This window comes from Flavobacterium sp. GL_143 (assembly GCF_057834355.1).
On the sequence record NZ_CM174401.1, the window covers coordinates 2,715,697 to 2,737,212 of the forward strand.

The following is a 21,516-nucleotide window of genomic DNA, read 5'->3' on the forward strand; positions in this document are numbered from 1 at the left end:
ATCCCTTATTTTAATCAGGTTTATTTTTTAGACAATGAAAAAACGCTTATAACAGGATTTAAAAATATCCGTTGTAAGCGTTTTTCGTTTTATATCTGTTTTTGATTTCCAGCTATATGTATCGATTTTTGATTTATAGAGGGGCATTTTGTGTAGGCATACTTATTTTATAAATTTCTTACATTAATTTCAGTATTCTTTTTAAGTTGACTGTAAAAATAGCCATTGCTCCTTGCATTTGCATATTGGCAATGCCGTACGATATTGCTCTATCATAGCCATGTACGTTTTTTAACTCACTATTTTTAGCCTCTATTTTGTATCGATGTTTTGCTTTTTCTTTGAAATAATCCGTTTCTTGAAAGGCGATTTGTTCTTGGTGTAAGTCTGATTTTATCCTTACACAGTAGGTTTTTGTTTTTGCCCCTTTATAACACCCCTGTTTTAAAGAACAAGATTTGCATTTTTCGACATCGAAATAGTAGGTATATGTTTGATTTTTTCCAACATTTTTTTTGCCCTGTCTAGCTTTTCGTATAGCCATATGTCCTGCAGGACAAACCATTCTATCGGCATCTTTATTATATTGAAATTTATCTTCCTCTTTTCTTGTCCCATTTGCTACTGAAACATTTAACTTAGCTACAACTCTAATATTTTTCCCGTTTGCTCGCTTGAGATTTTCTGTTCCTGAATAAGCTCCATCACCAATAATGGTATTTACATCAATTCCGTTTTGCTGACTAATCTCTAAGAGTTTTGGTAACTCTGGACCATCTGCTTTCTCTCCTGAGGTAACTACAGCCGCTGTGATGATTCGCTCTTCGGTCATCGCTAAATGAGTCTTGTATCCAAAGAAAGAGCTATCTGCGGATTTATGACCTGTTTTAGCATCTATATCTTTTGATAAGATAAAATTTTCCTGAGTATCTTCTATAGTTTCTTTAAGCAGATTTAGCTTTTCTTTTACAGCAGGTATAGAACTCAAAGATTCTTCTTTTTCTATGCGCTGCTCCAGTTCTTTACAATAGGCTAATTCTTTTTCCAATTCATTGGTATTGTTCTTCTCGGGCATATGCTCTTTGAATTGGTCATCAAATAAATATACTGTTCTTCGTAGAAGTTTAGAGCGCTCTCTTAATACATCAATTGCTGCAAATGGATTTGATCTTGATAAAGTGTGTGTAGCATCAACTATAATAGACCTGGATCTGATGATTCCCTTTTCGACGGCTATAGATACTGTTTTACCAATGAGTAGATTTAATAAGTCCGTATCCTTCAGGCGAAGTTTACGAAATTTCGTTAAAGAACTTGGATTAATAACACTCTCCTCTGGTGTCATTTCTAAGAAATACTTAAAAGACATATCAAAACGTGAACGTTCTACTACATCAACATCCGAGACATCATAAATTGTTTTTAGAAGTAAATACTTAAACATACGCACTGGGCTTTCTGCTGTGCGACCATTAGTGATGCAATATTTATTTAGCAACTCATCGTAGATGAATGAGAAGTCGATGAGTTCGTTGATTTTTCTAAGGAGATTATCCTGAGGAACAATTAAATCATATAATGAGGAATAGGGACTAAACTGAATTTGTTGCTGTTGAATTAACATCTAAAAAGCCTTATGATTACACTCAAAAGATACAAAAAAAGGAGCAAAAACTTTTAGCTTCTACTCCTTTTAATTAACAATTTATTCGTGAAAAGACTTTTTCAGTGCCCTCAATTTTAATAATATGCTTTTTTCTGTCAGAGATTTTGGATAGAGCGTAGTTTCTCCTTATTCTGTTGTTGACAGTATAAAAAATATTTCTTGATTACTTAGAGAGATTAAAAACGGATTGTGATATAATTATACAGTTATACTATGTCGTATAAATAATTAATTTGTCTTTCCGAAAAGAGTTAATGAATAGAAAGTTTCAAAACGAGATATGATTAATGTATCGGATTTAGGACCAAACAATGTAAAGACAATAATGCCTATTTATAGAAAGATAAAAAACAAAAAACATCAAGAAACAAATGTTTGATTATGTATTTTTTTGGATACAAACCATCTTTGTCTCATTCCATTATGTTGAATTTGTTTCAGAAGTAAAATTCAATTGGACGCTTCAAAATGAATAAGCTACAAAAAATATGAACTTCGATTTTATACATTTAGGGAATTGCGCGAAAATTGAAATGTTATTTACTCAACTGATTGAAAAGTAATTCGGTAGGTTAAATTATATTAAATCTTGCACAAGTTTAAAAATAGGATTTAGAAAAACAACTACTGTGATTTTAATTTATGTAACAATGAATTTCAACATGACAAATCTATTAATAATTTATTTCAGAGTCATTCAATTGGGGTAAAAGTATGTTTTATATTGAAGACAATTGTTGTTGTTTGATAAGTTTTAGTTTTTACATTTTTTATAAATTGTAAGCTTATGCTAGATTTTATTATTTTAAAATATTGAACTGAGATTTTAAGTTGAAATATTGAAGAATAGTTATATTATTAAGGCTTTTTTTGCAATTTTTATTTTATTAAAAAAAGTAATTTTGTTATGAAATGTTTTTCTTATTACTTAATTTTTTTGCATTTGTGTTTTTATTTTATGAATTATATAGTATTATTGATAATAAATAAAAAAGAGCAACAATGATGAAGTTGATTTGTTTTGAGCTAGTTTCTCAAAAAAATGGATAATCAGATTAAGGAGATTTTGTTAAAGTTCGGAGTACAACTCTGATGGGTGATTAATAATTTTAAAAGTGTGGAGAAACTATAGTAGCTCTTTATGTTGATGTAATCTACCACATCGATTAATAAAAAATAATATAAATGATTTTATTGGTGTTTTTTATAACCTTTCAGAAGAGGATATAAAGGTGAAATTTATCAAGTTATTAATTGTAGTGTTTGATGCTGATCATGATTTTTCTTAGAAAGGTATTGGTCTAAAATTATTGATAGTTATTCTACCGTTAGTAGGGGTGAAGTGTCCAAAATTGATTTTAATGCAATTTAAAAATCGAAGGAGTATTTATTAAAAAAATTATACAATCAATTCCCAACGATTAAATTTCTGGCAAAGAAGGCAGGAAAGAGTGTTTCTAAATACAAATTGTTATTTAGAAATATTTATGATAAAGCATCAAATCAATTTCTCATGAGTGAAAAATCAATTTTATTGAAAAATCTACTAGAAAGTAAAGAATTTAATTCTGTTGAGGAAGTTGGTAATTTGCTGCAATATCCAGAGGCAATTATTATAAAGCGAAGTATTTAGATTTCTTTGCAGGAGAAATTGCGGAAGATTTTATTAGGAAATTAAAAATTGTTTCGAACGAAAGTGTATAGTTATATAATTCTCAGACGGTAAATGTTGGGGAATCATATGTTAGTCCAAATGCAATCACATCTTTTATGTCAGATTTTGATAATTAGAAAATGGCTGAGTATGAAAATAATGGAGACGCTCTTTTTCAAGGTAATTTTAACAATGATGGAATAGTTAGTTTTAATCCAATTTATATGGATTCACTCACTTTGGAGGATTTAAAAATCAAGGCATCATTGGTAGTAAATTAAGTGAGTTCAATAACGTTTTGTTTGACAACAGTAATTTACAGCCGATATTTCGGTTATCTGGAGATGTTTTTATATCAGGTGAGGTAAAATTTTCAAAAGGAATTGTAAATAATGATGATTTTTTGGAGAGTATTGTGTTTACTGCAAATGGGAGCTCTAACAGGACAATTCTCGGACCATTTTGTAGATAATTTAAAGAAATTGAATCCCTTTTTTTATTTTAAAAGAACTTAAGTAATTATTTTTTTAATAAAATTTAAATGAATTTTTTATTAAGAGATCTAAGATAAAAGTCTCTGTTTATACTATAGTACCCCCTATAAATTGCTGTTTTTAGAAAACATTCAAGATGTTGATACCTACTATTTTGTAGCCCTATTAACATATTTAGACATCTATACAACTTGGTATATATTGAAAAAACGTATAGTTTTTTTGTGAATCTAAAATTTATAATAATTTCTAAAATTTTTTTAAGAAAAATATAAAGATAATAAGAACTTAATCAAAGATAGTTTTGCTTTAAAATAAAATTCCATAATGTGATGTTTTTATTTTTCAAATTAAAGCGAATAGAAAATGATTTATAATAAATCTAAGATTAGTGACAATATATTAATTAGTGATACCCGAAACAATGATGCTCTGAAGGAGACATTACAAAAATTTGATTGCAAGGTGAAATTAGTTACTAAAGAAAAGCCGCAAAAGCCAAAATAATTGTATTGTTTATTCCTCGCAAAGATGTTGAAGCTTTTATATCCGGTTTGCATGACATGACTGGCAAAATATTAGTACAAAGAAACAATCATGTTTTTAGTATGGAATAGCTTGAAGTTTTATTTATAGGTCTAATTTTAATTAAATGTATATGAAAAAATTATTACTATTAATTGTCATTGTTTTTTTAGTTCTTTTATTACCAAGCAATAAACTAAGAGGACAAACTCCAGGAGCCGTAAGTGCCGATCTTACATTGTGGTTAAAAGCTAATGCCGGAGTAACAAGCAGTGGAAGTAATGTAACTGATTGGGCTAGCCAGAGTGGAAGCGGTAATTTTACACAGGCAGTAGTAAACCAACAGCCTACTTTCACTACAACTTCAGCTCTTTTTAACAATAATCCATCGGTAAATTTTGACCTAACGGACGATGGGATGTCTTCTTCAATAAATATTGTAACACGCCCATACAGTTTTTTTGTGGTCTATAATAGTACTAGTAATTCTACTACAGGTAGAAGGGCGGTTCAAGGGAGCAATAATTGGCTGATTGGCCCCTATCAAAATACAGCGCGTTTTTATGCTGGAAACTGGGTAGGTTCTTTAACACAACCAATTGGTGAAACACCAAGTATCACTTCTGCAATTAGCACTTCTGCAGGTTCAAATAATGCATCTTTTTATTTCGAAGGAAAATTGCTTGGTGGAGCGTCAACTGTAACAGGTGTTCCTGGAACAATTCATTTGGGAGCAGCTGGAGGAGCTGCTGGAGCAGCTTTGGGTGGAAGTATTGCCGAGGTAATAGGATATTCAAGGGATGTAAGCGAGACGGAGAGAAATAAAATAGAAAGTTATCTGGCAGTTAAATATGGCATAACTTTAGATCAAACTATAGCAACTAATTATGTAAATAGCGATGGAACAACGATATACCCAAGCGCTTCTGCAACACATAGCGGCTTTAGCAAAGATGTGGCGGGGGTTGCAAGAGATGATGGCTCGGGGCTAAATCAAGTTAAATCAAAAAGTGTAAATGCGGGTTCTATTGTCGAAATAGAAAGTCCGACAGCTTTAAGCAATGGCGATTATTTAATTGCGGGCGATAACGGAGCCAATATAACTTTGCGCTCTACCGATTCTCCTGCAGGCTATGGACAGCGCTTGCAAAGGGTGTGGAGGGTTAGTAAATCTGCTAATCCAGGAACGGTAACAATTAGAATGTTTATTGGAAATATTCCAGAATTGCTTAGAAATCCTAATCTATCAAGCGTAGCGTTGTTAAAAAGTTCATCGAATAGTTTTGCTGGAGCTGAGCCAATCGTTGGAAACCTTGTGGGACCAACCAACGACATCCTTGAGTTTACAGGAGTATCCTTTATTAATAATGATTATTTTACTTTAGCTATTGGGACAAATACACTTCCAATTAATGCCGATTTTGAATTTTGGTATGGTGTGCCAGCATGGGCACCTGGTTACCGATCTCCTCAAAAAATACATTTTACAGGAGTTTCAGCTACAGAATACGCTACCTACATTATTGATATGCCGGCATCTGAATCTACAGCCACCCCCTTTACTCCAATCCAGGGAACAGTCGCTCCAAAAGGCTCTCAAATGGTGGATTTGACCTCGCTTATTAATAATATTACGGTTGAACCATCCAATACAATTTTAAACCGAGGTCTTAGGATACGAATATTTGGTAGAATGGGAGCTTATTACGCCAACGAAAAAATTGATAATTATGGAACTTTCCCACTGCGAGGGCCTAATGCTCTGGGAATTTTCTTTATTATACCAGGGCAAAACATCTTTGACATTGGAGGTTTTCCAGGTTCTAAGACTGTGTTTGTGGTTACGGCTACTCAAGATGCAACGCAAGTCACCATAACCCCAAGTGAAGCCATAGTAGGACACGGAGCCAATGTGCCTTTTACCATTATTTTAAATAAAGGACAGAGTTATTCTGCAGAAGCTATAGGAACTAAAGGAAAACATTTAGGAGGAAGTTTGGTTACAAGTAATCTTCCTATAGTGGTTACCTATAGTGATGACTTACTGGCATATGATGTATCTGCTGATAATGTTGGGGACCAGGTAATTCCAGTAAGTAAATTCGGTTTAAAATACTCCCATATACGTACCAGCCTTAGAGATACAAATAAGGAAAGTGTTTTTATATTTGGTTCAGAAGATGGTACAAAAATTACCGTAAACGATCAAACCAAAATTACCACTTTGGTCGTAGACAAAGGAAAATATGTAAGCTACACGCTTCCAACAGGAAAAAATGTTGCCACCATCATTGCCGATAAGCCTGTAATGGTCTATCAAATGGGCGGATATCAAACGGAATTGGGAGGGGGCGTTCTTACTCCCATTGCAACTTGTAAAGGAGCCAAGTTAGTTGCATTTCTATATCCTGCTTCTGCGGTCAATGCCACTTTCAATTTTTTAGCGCCAAAAAATATAGTGGGAGCCTTTTTATTAAATGGGAGAAGTGATATCATCACGGCAACTGACTTTCATGACATCCCTGGCGAAGACCCAACAAACCCCATTCGCTGGCAGTATTGCAGGAAGACTATAACAAGTTTTTTTACGCCAGGACAGGTAATAAGTGTAGATAACAGCTTAGGTAATTTTTATTTTTATCAGAATCTGTTAAGTACCGGGGGTGGAGATTTTAGTAATTTTTCTGATTTTGGGAATATGGTATTGTTTCCTAAAACCAATCACGTCTGCGGTTCGAATACAATTACCTTAAATAGTGGAGCTATAGCATATAATGTTAATGTAACTGGTTATAGTTGGACTGGACCTAACGGTTTCACCAGTAATTTGCCTAATCCTGTACTTACCAACCCTACTGCGGCCAATATGGGAACCTATGTATTGACTGTAACTGATGATGGAGGTTGTAGCTATACTGAAAATTTAATAGTGGATCTCCCAATAAGTTCTATCACACTTACCTCAGAACTTTCAATACCATGTGTGGGTTCTACGGTGCAATTTAGCTCTTCGGTTACACCTATAGAAGCTATCCCCGCAAATGTGAGCTGGACTGGCCCAAATGGTTTCACTAGTACAGAGGCTAATTTTACGATTACTGATGTTACTAGTTCACATTCTGGTATCTATACTTGTACTTATACAGATAAATATGGCTGTATGGTAACTGCAAACACAACGATTACTGTAAACCCAGAGGTAGTATCTAATTTTATCATAGGAGGTAAAAACAAATTAAGCTGCGCTAACCCAACTGTCACACTTAGTGCTACAGGATTTAGCCCTAATCTGAAATATGAGCTCTATAACACTTATGATGCATCATCGTTGTTTGCCAGCTCTGATTTTAATACTATTGCTAGTGGTTTTTATAATGAAGAACCTAACAGTGAAGGAGTTGTTGGACAGATGAATCTTGCAGGAATTAGTACGCCTGCTGTTTCTTTCGGAGTTAAATATTATGGTTTTATTAATATTACAACAGCTGGTAGTTATAATTTTTATACCAACAGTCATGATGGAAGTAATTTGTATATAGATGGTTCCTTACGTATTAGTAATGATGGAAGCCATACTCTTACCGAAGTCGATTCTGGGGCTATAACTTTGTCGGCGGGGCTTCATACGATTGAAGTTAATTATTTTCAAAGTGCAGTAGGAACATCTTCTTTGTCAGTTTCTTATGCTGGTCCGTCAATAGCGAAACAAGAAATCCCTGCTTCTATATTATCCCATGCACCTAGTGGTATAATTGGTGACCCTGTGGTTACACCATCGGGACTGACGTATACTTGGACCTTCCCTGGTGGAGTAACTGATCCTGGTAACGCTTCCACTATTAACGCAAACATACCTGGGGCTTATTCTGTGACAGGTTCTAATGGTAGCTGTAGTTCTGTTGTCAGTTTTGTAGTAAAAAGTATAGATAGTTACGATTATAGTGATATGGCTGCACCATGGCCAGTAGCACAGGGAAAAGTAACGAATTGCCTTATTGCTGGAGTGCCGACTGGATCAAACAATTCGGTATGGGCAGGTTTGGGCGTAAGTACTGAATCAAATGCACTTAGAAATGCAACAGGCTCTATAGATACTTTTGAAGATGGGTTAATTAGACCAACAAGTTCAATCAATAGGTTCAATGTAACGCTAAATAGTAACACCTCAGGTACCACAGTATATTATGGGTTATGGTTTGACTGGAATAACAACGGTAACTTTGCAGATGATGTTGATGGCAGTGGTGCTTCTGCTTTTTACAGAGGCAGTGGAGTAACGGCAAGTCCTGTGACAGTTCCAGTTTCAGTAATTCCACCTGTTGGAGTTACTGGACAATATACCTCAAGACTTATTGTTGCTGACAGACCAGTTATTTTCACTGATTTTGATAATGTATTTGATAATGGTGAAGTAGAAGATTATGTTTCAGTGATATCGTCCATAAGCGGGACAGTATTTGACGATGCAAATGGTTTAACTGACAATACTGTAAACGGAATAGGTACAGATGCGGGAGGCTTAACTGCCATATTGGTAAGTGATACAGGAAATGTATTGGCCAATACTACAGTAGCAGCAAACGGAGCTTACACCTTTGCATCACCAGCCGTTGGTACTTATAATATTGTATTGAGCACCATTCCCGGAACGATTGGATCAACGATTGCAATTCCAAGCCTTCTGGGCGATTGGATTAATACAGGTGAAAATCTGGGAACAGCCGCAGGAAATGATGGTACCATAAATGGCATATTGACCAATATTGTGGTAGGTGCAACCAATGTTAGTTATGCTAATTTTGGTATTAATAGAATACCAGTAGCGGATCCTGCAATATCTTGTCAGGTTGATTTTGGAGGGGGGACACGAGTTAGCATACCTATCCTTACAGGTAGTGATACTGAAGACGGTTCTTATACTGGAAGCAGTAACACCGATAAAATAATAATAGCCGCTTTACCAGCTAATGGGATATTATATTACAATAATGTAGCAGTAACAGCGGGACAACTGATCTCTAATTATAATCCCACCTTATTGACTTTAAATCCTGATAGTGGAGCTGATATAGTTTTTTTTACTTTTAGAGAACAAGATGCGGCAGGGAGCGCTAGTTTACCAGCCACTGTAACAGTCTCAATATCTTATGCAGGGGATGATCTAGCAGCATTTCGATTTGGAAGCACTACCATGGCAGCAATAGGTATAGGTACCTGGACAGAGCAAGTAGGTAATCCAGGAACAGCTACTATTACTACACCAAATAGTCCAACGACGACAATTACAGGTTTTAGTGCAATTGGGAATTATACGTTTATATGGACAAATGTCAATGGTTGTACTGATATCATTGTAGTGAATGTGACATCGGCTCCAATTGATGCAGTTGCAGATACTTTCCCAACACAAACACCAGGTACTACAACTCCAACCACAGTTGGAAATGTAACGACAAATGATACCTTGAACGGAGTTCCGGTAACGGCTGATAATACTGATGTTACTCCGGTAACAGCAGGACCATTATCAATTGATGACCAAGGAATATTGACCCTTGCGGGCAACACCGCATCAGGCAGTTACCCAATCACGTACACGATATGTGAGGTTGACCCAACTACAGGTACTGCAGTGACTCCTTCAAATTGTGATTCGGTAACAACTACTGTTGTAGTTTCAGATCCAATTGATGCAGTTGCAGATACTTTCCCAACACAAACACCAGGTACTACAACTCCAACCACAGTTGGAAATGTAACGACAAATGATACCTTGAACGGAGTTCCGGTAACGGCTGATAATACTGATGTTACTCCGGTAACAGCAGGACCATTATCAATTGATGACCAAGGAATATTGACCCTTGCGGGCAACACCGCATCAGGCAGTTACCCAATCACGTATACGATATGTGAGGTTGACCCAACTACAGGTACTGCAGTGACTCCTTCAAATTGTGATTCGGTAACAACTACTGTTGTAGTTTCAGCTCCAATTGATGCAGTTGCAGATACTTTCCCAACACAAACACCAGGTACTACAACTCCAACCACAGTTGGAAATGTAACGACAAATGATACCTTGAACGGAGTTCCGGTAACGGCTGATAATACTGATGTTACTCCGGTAACAGCAGGACCATTATCAATTGATGACCAAGGAATATTGACCCTTGCGGCCAACACCGCATCAGGCAGTTATCCAATCACGTACACGATATGTGAGGTTGACCCAACTACAGGTACTGCAGTGACTCCTTCAAATTGTGATTCGGTAACAACTACTGTTGTAGTTTCAGATCCAATTGATGCAGTTGCAGATACTTTCCCAACACAAACACCAGGTACTACAACTCCAACCACAGTTGGAAATGTAACGACAAATGATACCTTGAACGGAGTTCCGGTAACGGCTGATAATACTGATGTTACTCCGGTAACAGCAGGACCATTATCAATTGATGACCAAGGAATATTGACCCTTGCGGCCAACACCGCATCAGGCAGTTACCCCATCACGTATACGATATGTGAGGTTGACCCAACTACAGGTACTGCAGTGACTCCTTCAAATTGTGATTCGGTAACAACTACTGTTGTAGTTTCAGATCCAATTGATGCAGTTGCAGATACTTTCCCAACACAAACACCAGGTACTACAACTCCAACCACAGTTGGAAATGTAACGACAAATGATACCTTGAACGGAGTTCCGGTAACGGCTGATAATACTGATGTTACTCCGGTAACAGCAGGACCATTATCAATTGATGACCAAGGAATATTGACCCTTGCGGCCAACACCGCATCAGGCAGTTACCCAATCACGTACACGATATGTGAGGTTGACCCAACTACAGGTACTGCAGTGACTCCTTCAAATTGTGATTCGGTAACAACTACTGTTGTAGTGTCAGGATCAATTGATGCAGTAGTTGATGCTTTCCCAACACAAACACCAGGTACTACAACTCCAACCACAGTTGGAAATGTAACGACAAATGATAGATTAAACGGAGTTCCGGTAACGGCTAGCAATACAGACGTTACTCCAGTAACAGCAGGACCGGTTTCTATCGATGCAACAGGAGTAGTAAGTCTTGCGCCCAATACCCCATCAGGCAGTTACCCCATCACGTACACGATATGTGAGGTAAACCCGGTAACAGGATTGGCAGTAGTGCCATCCAATTGTGATTCAGTCACAACTACTGTTGTAGTGTCAGATCCAATTGATGCAGTTGCAGATACTTTCCCAACACAAACACCAGGTACTACAACTCCAACCACAGTTGGAAATGTAACGACAAATGATACCTTGAACGGAGTTCCGGTAACGGCTGATAATACTGATGTTACTCCGGTAACAGCAGGACCATTATCAATTGATGACCAAGGAATATTGACCCTTGCGGGCAACACCGCATCAGGCAGTTACCCAATCACGTATACGATATGTGAGGTTGACCCAACTACAGGTACTGCAGTGACTCCTTCAAATTGTGATTCGGTAACAACTACTGTTGTAGTTTCGGATCCAATTGATGCAGTTGCAGATACTTTCCCAACACAAACACCAGGTACTACAACTCCAACCACAGTTGGAAATGTAACGACAAATGATACCTTGAACGGAGTTCCGGTAACGGCTGATAATACTGATGTTACTCCGGTAACAGCAGGACCATTATCAATTGATGACCAAGGAATATTGACCCTTGCGGGCAACACCGCATCAGGCAGTTACCCAATCACGTATACGATATGTGAGGTTGACCCAACTACAGGTACTGCAGTGACTCCTTCAAATTGTGATTCGGTAACAACTACTGTTGTAGTTTCGGATCCAATTGATGCAGTTGCAGATACTTTCCCAACACAAACACCAGGTACTACAACTCCAACCACAGTTGGAAATGTAACGACAAATGATACCTTGAACGGAGTTCCGGTAACGGCTGATAATACTGATGTTACTCCGGTAACAGCAGGACCATTATCAATTGATGACCAAGGAATATTGACCCTTGCGGCCAACACCGCATCAGGCAGTTACCCCATCACGTACACGATATGTGAGGTTGACCCAACTACAGGTACTGCAGTGACTCCTTCAAATTGTGATTCGGTAACAACTACTGTTGTAGTTTCAGATCCAATTGATGCAGTTGCAGATACTTTCCCAACACAAACACCAGGTACTACAACTCCAACCACAGTTGGAAATGTAACGACAAATGATACCTTGAACGGAGTTCCGGTAACGGCTGATAATACTGATGTTACTCCGGTAACAGCAGGACCATTATCAATTGATGACCAAGGAATATTGACCCTTGCGGGCAACACCGCATCAGGCAGTTACCCAATCACGTATACGATATGTGAGGTTGACCCAACTACAGGTACTGCAGTGACTCCTTCAAATTGTGATTCGGTAACAACTACTGTTGTAGTTTCGGATCCAATTGATGCAGTTGCAGATACTTTCCCAACACAAACACCAGGTACTACAACTCCAACCACAGTTGGAAATGTAACGACAAATGATACCTTGAACGGAGTTCCGGTAACGGCTGATAATACTGATGTTACTCCGGTAACAGCAGGACCATTATCAATTGATGACCAAGGAATATTGACCCTTGCGGGCAACACCGCATCAGGCAGTTACCCAATTACGTACACGATATGTGAGGTTGACCCAACTACAGGTACTGCAGTGACTCCTTCAAATTGTGATTCGGTAACAACTACTGTTGTAGTTTCAGATCCAATTGATGCAGTTGCAGATACTTTCCCAACACAAACACCAGGTACTACAACTCCAACCACAGTTGGAAATGTAACGACAAATGATACCTTGAACGGAGTTCCGGTAACGGCTGATAATACTGATGTTACTCCGGTAACAGCAGGACCATTATCAATTGATGACCAAGGAATATTGACCCTTGCGGCCAACACCGCATCAGGCAGTTACCCAATCACGTACACGATATGTGAGGTTGACCCAACTACAGGTACTGCAGTGACTCCTTCAAATTGTGATTCGGTAACAACTACTGTTGTAGTTTCAGATCCAATTGATGCAGTTGCAGATACTTTCCCAACACAAACACCAGGTACTACAACTCCAACCACAGTTGGAAATGTAACGACAAATGATACCTTAAATGGAGTTCCGGTAACGGCTGATAATACTGATGTTACTCCGGTAACAGCAGGACCATTATCAATTGATGACCAAGGAATATTGACCCTTGCGGGCAACACCGCATCAGGCAGTTACCCAATCACGTATACGATATGTGAGGTTGACCCAACTACAGGTACTGCAGTGACTCCTTCAAATTGTGATTCGGTAACAACTACTGTTGTAGTTTCAGCTCCAATTGATGCAGTTGCAGATACTTTCCCAACACAAACACCAGGTACTACAACTCCAACCACAGTTGGAAATGTAACGACAAATGATACCTTGAACGGAGTTCCGGTAACGGCTGATAATACTGATGTTACTCCGGTAACAGCAGGACCATTATCAATTGATGACCAAGGAATATTGACCCTTGCGGGCAACACCGCATCAGGCAGTTACCCAATCACGTACACGATATGTGAGGTTGACCCAACTACAGGTACTGCAGTGACTCCTTCAAATTGTGATTCGGTAACAACTACTGTTGTAGTTTCAGATCCAATTGATGCAGTTGCAGATACTTTCCCAACACAAACACCAGGTACTACAACTCCAACCACAGTTGGAAATGTAACGACAAATGATACCTTGAACGGAGTTCCGGTAACGGCTGATAATACTGATGTTACTCCGGTAACAGCAGGACCATTATCAATTGATGACCAAGGAATATTGACCCTTGCGGGCAACACCGCATCAGGCAGTTACCCAATCACGTATACGATATGTGAGGTTGACCCAACTACAGGTACTGCAGTGACTCCTTCAAATTGTGATTCGGTAACAACTACTGTTGTAGTTTCGGATCCAATTGATGCAGTTGCAGATACTTTCCCAACACAAACACCAGGTACTACAACTCCAACCACAGTTGGAAATGTAACGACAAATGATACCTTGAACGGAGTTCCGGTAACGGCTGATAATACTGATGTTACTCCGGTAACAGCAGGACCATTATCAATTGATGACCAAGGAATATTGACCCTTGCGGCCAACACCGCATCAGGCAGTTACCCAATCACGTACACGATATGTGAGGTTGACCCAACTACAGGTACTGCAGTGACTCCTTCAAATTGTGATTCGGTAACAACTACTGTTGTAGTGTCAGGATCAATTGATGCAGTAGTTGATGCTTTCCCAACACAAACACCAGGTACTACAACTCCAACCACAGTTGGAAATGTAACGACAAATGATAGATTAAACGGAGTTCCGGTAACGGCTAGCAATACAGACGTTACTCCAGTAACAGCAGGACCGGTTTCTATCGATGCAACAGGAGTAGTAAGTCTTGCGCCCAATACCCCATCAGGCAGTTACCCCATCACGTACACGATATGTGAGGTAAACCCGGTAACAGGATTGGCAGTAGTGCCATCCAATTGTGATTCAGTCACAACTACTGTTGTAGTGTCAGATCCAATTGATGCAGTTGCAGATACTTTCCCAACACAAACACCAGGTACTACAACTCCAACCACAGTTGGAAATGTAACGACAAATGATATCTTAAATGGAGTTCCGGTAACGGCTGATAATACTGATGTTACTCCGGTAACAGCAGGACCATTATCAATTGATGACCAAGGAATATTGACCCTTGCGGGCAACACCGCATCAGGCAGTTACCCAATCACGTATACGATATGTGAGGTTGACCCAACTACAGGTACTGCAGTGACTCCTTCAAATTGTGATTCGGTAACAACTACTGTTGTAGTTTCGGATCCAATTGATGCAGTTGCAGATACTTTCCCAACACAAACACCAGGTACTACAACTCCAACCACAGTTGGAAATGTAACGACAAATGATACCTTGAACGGAGTTCCGGTAACGGCTGATAATACTGATGTTACTCCGGTAACAGCAGGACCATTATCAATTGATGACCAAGGAATATTGACCCTTGCGGGCAACACCGCATCAGGCAGTTACCCAATCACGTATACGATATGTGAGGTTGACCCAACTACAGGTACTGCAGTGACTCCTTCAAATTGTGATTCGGTAACAACTACTGTTGTAGTTTCGGATCCAATTGATGCAGTTGCAGATACTTTCCCAACACAAACACCAGGTACTACAACTCCAACCACAGTTGGAAATGTAACGACAAATGATACCTTGAACGGAGTTCCGGTAACGGCTGATAATACTGATGTTACTCCGGTAACAGCAGGACCATTATCAATTGATGACCAAGGAATATTGACCCTTGCGGCCAACACCGCATCAGGCAGTTACCCAATCACGTACACGATATGTGAGGTTGACCCAACTACAGGTACTGCAGTGACTCCTTCAAATTGTGATTCGGTAACAACTACTGTTGTAGTTTCGGATCCAATTGATGCAGTTGCAGATACTTTCCCAACACAAACACCAGGTACTACAACTCCAACCACAGTTGGAAATGTAACGACAAACGATACCTTAAACGGAGTTCCGGTAACGGCTGATAATACTGATGTTACTCCGGTAACAGCAGGACCATTATCAATTGATGACCAAGGAATATTGACCCTTGCGGGCAACACCGCATCAGGCAGTTACCCAATCACGTACACGATATGTGAGGTTGACCCAACTACAGGTACTGCAGTGACTCCTTCAAATTGTGATTCGGTAACAACTACTGTTGTAGTTTCGGATCCAATTGATGCAGTTGCAGATACTTTCCCAACACAAACACCAGGTACTACAACTCCAACCACAGTTGGAAATGTAACGACAAATGATACCTTGAACGGAGTTCCGGTAACGGCTGATAATACTGATGTTACTCCGGTAACAGCAGGACCATTATCAATTGATGACCAAGGAATATTGACCCTTGCGGGCAACACCGCATCAGGCAGTTACCCAATCACGTATACGATATGTGAGGTTGACCCAACTACAGGTACTGCAGTGACTCCTTCAAATTGTGATTCGGTAACAACTACTGTTGTAGTGTCAGATCCAATTGATGCAGTTGCAGATACTTTCCCAACACAAACACCAGGTACTACAACTCCAACCACAGTTGGAAATGTAACGACAAATGATACCTTGAACGGAGTTCCGGTAACGGCTGATAATACTGATGTTACTCCGGTAACAGCAGGACCATTATCAATTGATGACCAAGGAATATTGACCCTTGCGGGCAACACCGCATCAGGCAGTTACCCAATCACGTATACGATATGTGAGGTTGACCCAACTACAGGTACTGCAGTGACTCCTTCAAATTGTGATTCGGTAACAACTACTGTTGTAGTTTCGGATCCAATTGATGCAGTTGCAGATACTTTCCCAACACAAACACCAGGTACTACAACTCCAACCACAGTTGGAAATGTAACGACAAACGATACCTTAAACGGAGTTCCGGTAACGGCTGATAATACTGATGTTACTCCGGTAACAGCAGGACCATTATCAATTGATGACCAAGGAATATTGACCCTTGCGGGCAACACCGCATCAGGCAGTTACCCAATCACGTACACGATATGTGAGGTTGACCCAACTACAGGTACTGCAGTGACTCCTTCAAATTGTGATTCGGTAACAACTACTGTTGTAGTTTCGGATCCAATTGATGCAGTTGCAGATACTTTCCCAACACAAACGCCAGGTACTACAACTCCAACCACAGTTGGAAACGTAACGACAAATGATACCTTAAACGGAGTTCCGGTAACGGCTGATAATACTGATGTTACTCCGGTAACAGCAGGACCATTATCAATTGATGACCAAGGAATATTGACCCTTGCGCCCAACACACCATCAGGCAGTTACCCAATTACGTACACGATATGTGAGGTTGACCCAGCGACAGGATTGGCAGTAGTGCCATCCAATTATGATTCGGTAACAGATACTATCGTGGTATTGAATCCGATCGATGCTGTTGATGATGACTATACTGGAATGCAAATTTACAGTTACCCAGGAGGTAAAACAGGTGTAGTTCTAGGGAATGATATCCTAAATGGTAATCCTATAGTATTAAGTACAGGAGAGATAAAACTAACAGGAATTACGGTTCCAGATGGTTTAACATTAAATGATGATGGTACTGTAAGTGTATCTCCAAATACAGCTTCAGGAATCTATATTGTTAATTATATGATTTGTGATGTATTGAACCCAACAAACTGTGATAGTGCAAATGTTACAATTAAAGTACTTCCGCAAAATCCATCTATTGCTTTGGTAAAAACTGCTGAGTTTCTGGATGAGAATGGAGATGGATTAGCACAAGTAGGAGAAAAAACACGATATAATTTTGTCGTAACTAATACGGGAGATGTTCCATTGGTTGATATTACAATCAGTGATCCATTACCTGGAGTTGTTATCTCTGGCGGCCCAATATCTTTATTGGCTGGCGAAAGTGACAGTACAAGTTTCACAGAAATTTATACAATTACAGCTCAAGATTTGAATGTTGGCAGTATTTCTAGTCAGGGTACTGTTTCAGGAACAAGTCCACTAGGCGTTATTGTTAAAGATTTATCTGACAAGAATAGCATTACAAAAGATGAACCGACAGTTTTAACTGTTAATGGCTGTAAATTAGAAGTCTTTAATCTTGTTTCTGTAAATGGAGATGGAGATAATGATTACTTCCATATTGAAGGTTTAGATTGTTATCCTAAAAATTCGGTTGAAATCTACAATCGCTGGGGAGTACTTGTCTATTCGGCAGAAGGCTATAATAATAAGGAGATTTCATTTAAAGGTTTCTCTGATGGACGAGCTACAATAAAACAGTCAGAAGGATTACCTGATGGGACTTACTATTACATTTTGAAATTTACAGATTTCGAAGGAAGAATTTTAAGCAAAGCAGGATATTTATATCTAACGAAATAGGAGAATATACAGGGGACAATATAATTATTGTCCCCTTATATAATTTTTTTCTAAATGTTAAGCTGTGTGGTCAGTGTTATATTGATTATTAATTAAAAAGAGATAGTATTCTAAAAACAAATAAATAGGATTTACATATGAAAATTAAAAATACTTTTTTCGCAATATTACTCCTAACAAGTTTAGGGAGTTATGCCCAGCAGGATGCTCAGTATACCCAATACATGTATAATACTATTAATGTGAATCCAGCTTATGCCGGATCAAGGGGGGTAATGAGTATTTTTGGATTGTACAGAACCCAATGGGTTGGGTTAGACGGCGCACCAAGGACTGGTACTTTTTCAATTAATTCCCCTTTGGGAAGTAATCTTGGAGGAGGATTGTCTTTCGTTAGTGATAAATTGGGACCAACTCAAGAGAATACGTTGTCAGCAGATTTATCTTACACTATTCAAACTTCAGCATTTTATAAATTATCTTTTGGAGTGAAAGCAAGTGGTAATTTTTTTAGTCTAGACCCTAGCAAATTAAATCCCAAAGACTCAAATGATCCATCTTTACAAAACTTTGATAATAGTTTTTCTCCTAATGTAGGAGCAGGTATATATTTCCATTCTGATCAATTGTATGTAGGATTATCAGCACCTAATTTATTTGAGAGCAATAGATATAATGACAATGAAGTAGTAGTTAATAAAGAGAAAATGAACCTGTATTTAATAGGAGGTTATGTTTTTGATTTATCTCCTAGTTTAAAGTTTAAACCAGCTTTTTTATTGAAAGGTGTATCAGGATCTCCATTGCAATTGGATGTGTCAGGAAATTTCATGTTTAATGATAAATTTGTTTTGGGATTGGCCTGGAGATGGAGTGCGTCAGTAAGTGCTATGGCTGGTTTTCAGATTACTGATGGTATGTATATTGGTTATGGTTACGATTTAGAAACCACTAAATTAAATAATTATAATTCAGGCTCTCATGAAATATTTTTGAGATTTGAATTACCTAACAAAACGAATCGAATAATTTCTCCAAGATTCTTTTAAAATTTACTTATTTATGAAAACGAAAATTTACAAGTTTCAAAGAAACTATTATAAAAAATCAGCAGCAATGAAACTTTTTTTCTTACTAATATTTGTTTGTTCGATGAATGCTTATTCACAGAAAACAAGAGAGATAAAAGGAGATAAGGAGTTCGATAAATATGCCTATATTGATGCGATAAAAACCTATGAGCGTATTTATGAAAAAGGATATAAGTCACAAGATATGCTTGAAAAACTTGGGGACTCATATTATTTTAATGCTGATTTAAACAATGCAGCAAAGTGGTACAATGAATTATTTTCATTTACTCAGGATGTGGCACCAGAATATTACTATCGTTATGCTCAATCATTAAAGGGAATACAAGATTATAAAAAAGCTGATGAAATGATGTCTAAATTTTATAAAATAAATAGCTTAGATTCCCGCGGTGTGTTGGCATCATCTCAAAAAAATTACTTAGATGTAATTAAAAAGAATTCTGGCCGTTATCAAATTGAAAACGCCGGAATTAATTCAAAACATTCAGATTACGGGAGTGCATATTATAAGGATAAAATAATTTTTGCCTCAGCAAGAGATACTGGAACTGTCATAACAAAAAAACATTCCTGGACAGGAGAAGGATTTACAAATCTGTATTCCGCTGAGATGAATTCGGAAGGAAAACTATCTGGGGTAAAAAATTACGGAAAGATGCTTAATACTAAATTGCATGAATCTACACCTGTTTTTACAAAAGATGGTACTACTGTTTATTTTACAAGAAACAATTATTTAAGAAAAAAAGGAAAAGATAAGGAAGGAACTACTCGATTGAAAATTTATCAGGCAAAACTACAGGGTGATAAATGGACCAATATAAAAGAGCTGCCATTTAACAGTAATGAATACAGCGTTGCACATCCCGCTTTAAGTGCAGATAATAAAACGTTGTATTTTGCATCCAATATGCCTGGAACTTTAGGAGGATCAGATATTTTTAAAGTAAAAATCAATGATAATGGAAGTTTTGGAACTCCTGTCAATTTAGGAAAGGGAATAAATACAGAAGGACGCGAGACTTTTCCGACGATAACTGCAGAAAATGAATTGTACTTTGCTTCAGATGGGCATCCTGGCCTTGGAGGTTTGGATGTTTTTGTGTCTAAATTAGACAAAAGTGGTAATTTTGGAGATGTGATAAATGTAGGGGAACCGTTGAATAGTTCCAAAGATGATTTTGCTTTTTTAATTAATGAAGGGACAAGAACAGGATTTATAAGTTCCAATCGAGAAGGCGGTGAAGGAAGTGACGATATTTATAGCTTTGTAGAAACTAAGAAAATAGCATACACTTGCGAACGATTATTATCTGGCATAGTAACTGACAAAAAAAGCGGATTGCCACTTGCGAAGGTGAAAATTTCATTATTTGATAACTTGTCAAAAGAAATAAATTCAACAATAACAGATGATAATGGTAATTATTCTTTTGCTGTAGAATGTGGGAAGTCATATGTTGCAAGAGCAGAAAAAATAGAATACAATGCCAATGAAAAAAACGTCGTTATTGCCGAGACAACCGAAAAAATTGATTTATCGTTAATTCTGGATCCAGTAGGAGAAGGATGCAGAGTTACAGTTGGTGATGATTTGGGGAAATGCTTTGACATAAAAATGATTTATTTTGATTTAGATAAAGCCAATATAACAAGGAAAGCTGAATTAGAATTAGCAAAAATACTTGATGTATTAAATCAGCATCCTAACTTAGAAATTGATGTTCGCTCTCATACGGATTGTAGACAAACGTATCCTTATAACATGAAATTATCAGATCGAAGAGCCAAATCAACTATTGCCTGGTTTGTCAAAAAGGGAATTAGTCCAAAGAGATTAACTGGTAAAGGTTATGGCGAATCACAATTGGTGAATGATTGCGGTTGCGAACCGACTAATGTGTCAAGTTGTACAGAAGAGCAACATTCAGCTAATAGACGTTCAGAGTTTATTATTACGAAGTTGTAATACTTGATTGTTTGAGTTTGATAAAGCTCTATAA

The 21,516-nt window shown here is 37.8% G+C and carries 5 protein-coding genes; 4 read left to right on the forward strand and 1 reads right to left on the reverse strand.

Going from position 1 to position 21,516, the window contains the following annotated elements:
* Positions 1-178 precede the first annotated feature (178 nt).
* Positions 179-1,624: an IS1182 family transposase gene (locus tag AC3IPI_RS11925; protein WP_489153512.1), complete on the reverse strand. Its 1,446-nt coding sequence runs from the start codon at positions 1,622-1,624 to the stop codon at positions 179-181.
* Positions 1,625-3,460: 1,836 nt separating this feature from the next.
* On the opposite strand from AC3IPI_RS11925, the gene AC3IPI_RS11930 reads away from it, so the two are divergent.
* From AC3IPI_RS11930 to AC3IPI_RS11945, 4 genes are all read left to right on the forward strand, one after another.
* Positions 3,461-3,601 carry a hypothetical protein gene (locus AC3IPI_RS11930; protein WP_489159144.1) on the forward strand — a complete coding sequence of 47 codons (141 nt, stop codon included), beginning with the start codon at positions 3,461-3,463 and terminating at the stop codon, positions 3,599-3,601.
* Positions 3,602-4,472: 871 nt separating this feature from the next.
* Positions 4,473-18,419 (forward strand): DUF8202 domain-containing protein, encoded by a 13,947-nt coding sequence (locus tag AC3IPI_RS11935; RefSeq protein WP_489159145.1) that lies wholly within the window; start codon positions 4,473-4,475, stop codon positions 18,417-18,419.
* Positions 18,420-18,556: 137 nt separating this feature from the next.
* Entirely contained in the window at positions 18,557-19,468 is a 912-nt protein-coding gene (locus AC3IPI_RS11940) for a PorP/SprF family type IX secretion system membrane protein (RefSeq protein WP_489159142.1), read from the forward strand.
* Between the two features lie 67 nt (positions 19,469-19,535).
* Positions 19,536-21,482: an OmpA family protein gene (locus tag AC3IPI_RS11945; protein WP_489159214.1), complete on the forward strand. Its 1,947-nt coding sequence runs from the start codon at positions 19,536-19,538 to the stop codon at positions 21,480-21,482.
* Positions 21,483-21,516 lie beyond the last annotated feature (34 nt).